This window comes from Mesorhizobium sp. M1A.F.Ca.IN.020.06.1.1, assembly GCF_004023265.1.
Classification (GTDB): Bacteria; Pseudomonadota; Alphaproteobacteria; order Rhizobiales; family Rhizobiaceae; genus Mesorhizobium.
Window position 1 is genome coordinate 1 of sequence record NZ_RZSR01000759.1, and the last position, 2972, is coordinate 2972.

Annotated in this window: 4 protein-coding genes; 3 read left to right on the top strand and 1 reads right to left on the bottom strand. The window is 66.7% G+C overall.

From position 1 onward, the window contains the following. From EOA60_RS26445 to EOA60_RS26455, 3 genes are all read left to right on the top strand, one after another. The coding region (locus EOA60_RS26445; protein ID WP_206628255.1) for a hypothetical protein at positions 1-614 on the top strand (614 nt) is incomplete at its 5' end. 86 nt (positions 615-700) lie between these two features. Continuing rightward, positions 701-2386 carry a cyclic nucleotide-binding domain-containing thioredoxin-disulfide reductase gene (locus tag EOA60_RS26450; protein WP_095825096.1) on the top strand — a complete coding sequence of 562 codons (1686 nt, stop codon included), beginning with the start codon at positions 701-703 and terminating at the stop codon, positions 2384-2386. Then, entirely contained in the window at positions 2386-2691 is a 306-nt protein-coding gene (locus EOA60_RS26455; RefSeq protein WP_067003235.1) for a UBP-type zinc finger domain-containing protein, read from the top strand. Before EOA60_RS26450 ends, EOA60_RS26455 begins: the two co-directional genes overlap by 1 nt. 36 nt (positions 2692-2727) lie before the next feature. Here the strand turns inward: EOA60_RS26455 and EOA60_RS26460 are convergent, their stop codons facing one another. Continuing rightward, positions 2728-2910 (bottom strand): hypothetical protein, encoded by a 183-nt coding sequence (locus tag EOA60_RS26460; RefSeq protein WP_164746949.1) that lies wholly within the window; start codon positions 2908-2910, stop codon positions 2728-2730. Positions 2911-2972: the final 62 nt, after the last annotated feature.

The window sequence follows — 2972 nt, forward strand, 5'->3', positions numbered from 1 at the left end:
ACCTGAAACGGCGCATGACCGTGGTGCGATTGCGCGACGGACGGCTCGTCATCTTCAGCGCCATCGCGCTCGACGACGAACAGATGCGCGCGATCGAGGCCTTCGGCCAGCCGGCCTTCCTGATCGTCCCTAACGACCATCACCGGCTCGATGCAAAGCCATGGAAAGATCGCTATCCCACGCTTCAGGTGATTGCACCGGCGGGCGCGCGCAACAGCGTCGAGAAGGTGGTGCATGTCGATGCGGCACGCGGCGACTTTGGCGATCCCGACGTCAAGCTCGTCACCGTCCCCGGAACCCGTGATCGCGAAGCGGCGCTGCAAATCGACGGACCGAACGGCACGACGCTCGTTCTCAATGATATCGTCGGCAACATCCGCGGCGCATCCGGTTTTGCCGGCTGGGCATTGCGCATGATGGGATTTGCCGGTGATGAGCCGCGTATACCCTGGCCGGTCAAGCTGACGATGGTCGGCGACAAGGCGGCACTCGCAGCGCAATTGAGACGATGGGCTGACCTGCCGGCGCTCAAGCGCATCCTCGTCTCGCATGGCTCCGTCATCACCGATGATCCGCAGGGGGCGCTGCGCAAGCTGGCGAGGTCGCTTGGATAGCTGACAGCGTAGCGGCCACCTGCCCTTCCGGCCAGTCCCTGAACAAACCGCTTCAAACCCGCTGCCGCGGACGCTACGGTCCGGTCATGGCCCCCTCCGTCAGCCCGACGATCGCCGCCCGCCGCGACCAGATGTTCCCCGTGCTCGCCAATGCGGACATCGAGCGCATGCGCCGCTTCGGCGTGCCAAGAGCCTACGGCGCCGGCGAGCATATCGTGACGGCCGGCACGGTCTCGCCCGGACTGATCGTCATCCTGTCAGGCAAGGTCGACATCACGCAGGCCAGCGGTCTTGGCCCGCGCGAGGCGATCATCACCTATGGTCCGGGCAATTTCATCGGCGAGCTGGCGCAGCTTTCGAGCCGGCCGTCGCTGGTCAATGCCGAGGCGACCGAGCCGGTCGAAGCCATCGTCATCCCCTCGCAGCGGCTGCGCGATCTGATGGTGCAGGAGGCGAATCTCGGCGAGCGCGTCATGCGCGCGCTGATCCTGCGCCGTGTCCGCCTGCTCGAGAGCGGCACCAGCGGGCCGATAGTCATCGGCCGTCCCGGCAATGGCGATGTGCTGCGGCTGCAGGGTTTCCTCACCCGCAGCGGCCTGCCGCACCGCGCGCTCGATTCCGACACCGATCCCTGCGCCAAGACGCTGATCGAGCGTTTTCATGTCGATCCGCACCATCTGCCGATCGTGCTCTGTCCCAACGGCAAGCTGCTGCACAATCCCGGCGAAAGCGATCTCGCCCGCTGCGTCGGGCTGCTGCGGCCGCTCGACGCCGGCAAGATCTACGACGTTGCCATCGTCGGCGCCGGGCCGGCCGGATTGGCGGCCGCGGTCTATGCGGCCTCCGAGGGGCTGTCGACCATCGTGCTCGACTGCCGCGCCTTCGGCGGGCAGGCGGGGGCATCCTCGCGCATCGAGAACTATCTCGGCTTTCCGACCGGCATTACGGGCATGGCGCTGATGGCGCGCGCCTACAACCAGGCGCAGAAGTTCGGGGTCGAGATGGTGATCCCCGATGAAGCCAAATTGCTCGGCGCCGCCGACAACATGGCCGGCTACCGGCTGGACGTTGGCGACGGCGAGACCCTGCGCGCGCGCACCGTGGTGATCGCCAGCGGCGCGCGCTACCGTCGCCTCGACATCGCCAATATCGCGCAGTTCGAGGGCACGTCCGTGCATTACTGGGCCTCGCCGATCGAAGCACGGCTCTGCCGGGACCAGGAAGTGGCGCTGGTCGGCGCCGGCAACTCGGCCGGCCAGGCGGCCGTCTTTCTCGCCAGCCAGGTGCGCAAGGTGACGCTGTTGGCGCGGCGCGACAGCCTTGACGCCACCATGTCGCGCTATCTGGTCGAGCGGATCGTGGCGCAGCCGAACATCGAGGTGCTGACGGAAACCGAGGTCGAGGCGCTCGACGGCCATGACGGCAACCTCGACCAGCTGTGCTGGCGCAACCGGGTCACCGGCGTGGCGACGACGCGGACCATCCACCACCTCTTCCTGTTCATCGGCGCCGACCCGAACACCGACTGGCTGGCGCGCTGCGACGTGGCGCTCGACGCTAAGGGCTTCGTGCGCACCGGACCGGATGTGGCGCCGGGACACGGCCCGATGGAGACGAGCCGCAGCGGCGTGTTCGCCATCGGCGATGTGCGCTGCGGCTCGACCAAGCGTGTCGCGGCCGCCGTCGGCGAAGGCGCTCAGGTGGTGGCGGCGCTGCATGCCTATCTTGCGCGCAACGGCGGGCGTGCTGCTCAGCCCGAAAGGAGACCCTGATGGACGAATGCAGGCATACGGACGACATAAAGGATGTGGTGCCGAGCGCCCTCGGCTGCGAGGAATGCCTGAAGAGCGGCTCCTGGTGGGTGCATCTCAGACTCTGCCGCACCTGCGGCCATGTCGGCTGCTGCGACGACTCGCCCAACCGCCACGCCACCAAGCATTTCCACGCCACTCAGCATCCGGTCATCGAAGGCTACGATCCGCCCGAAGGCTGGGGCTGGTGCTATGTCGACGAGGTGTTCATCGACCTCGGCGACCGCACGACGGCGCAGAACGGCCCGATCCCGCGCTTTGTCTAGCGTGCACGGAATACCGCGAGCCTCTTGCCGGGTCGCCTACTTCACCGAGCTGGTGACGGTCCGGTCGATGACGACGTGATCGCGGTCGTTGCCGGCAAGCGCGCCGATGATCAGCAGGCTGACGATGATCGGGACGAACAGGATCGCCACACGCGCCTGCACGTAGAAGATGGCGCGCCATTCATTGCGCTTTTCGGGGCTGTCGTTCATCGCGCTCACTCTGTCCTGCCTCCCGAAGCGGGACATAGTAGCGAAGCGTTAAGCAACCTTTTCCGCAAACG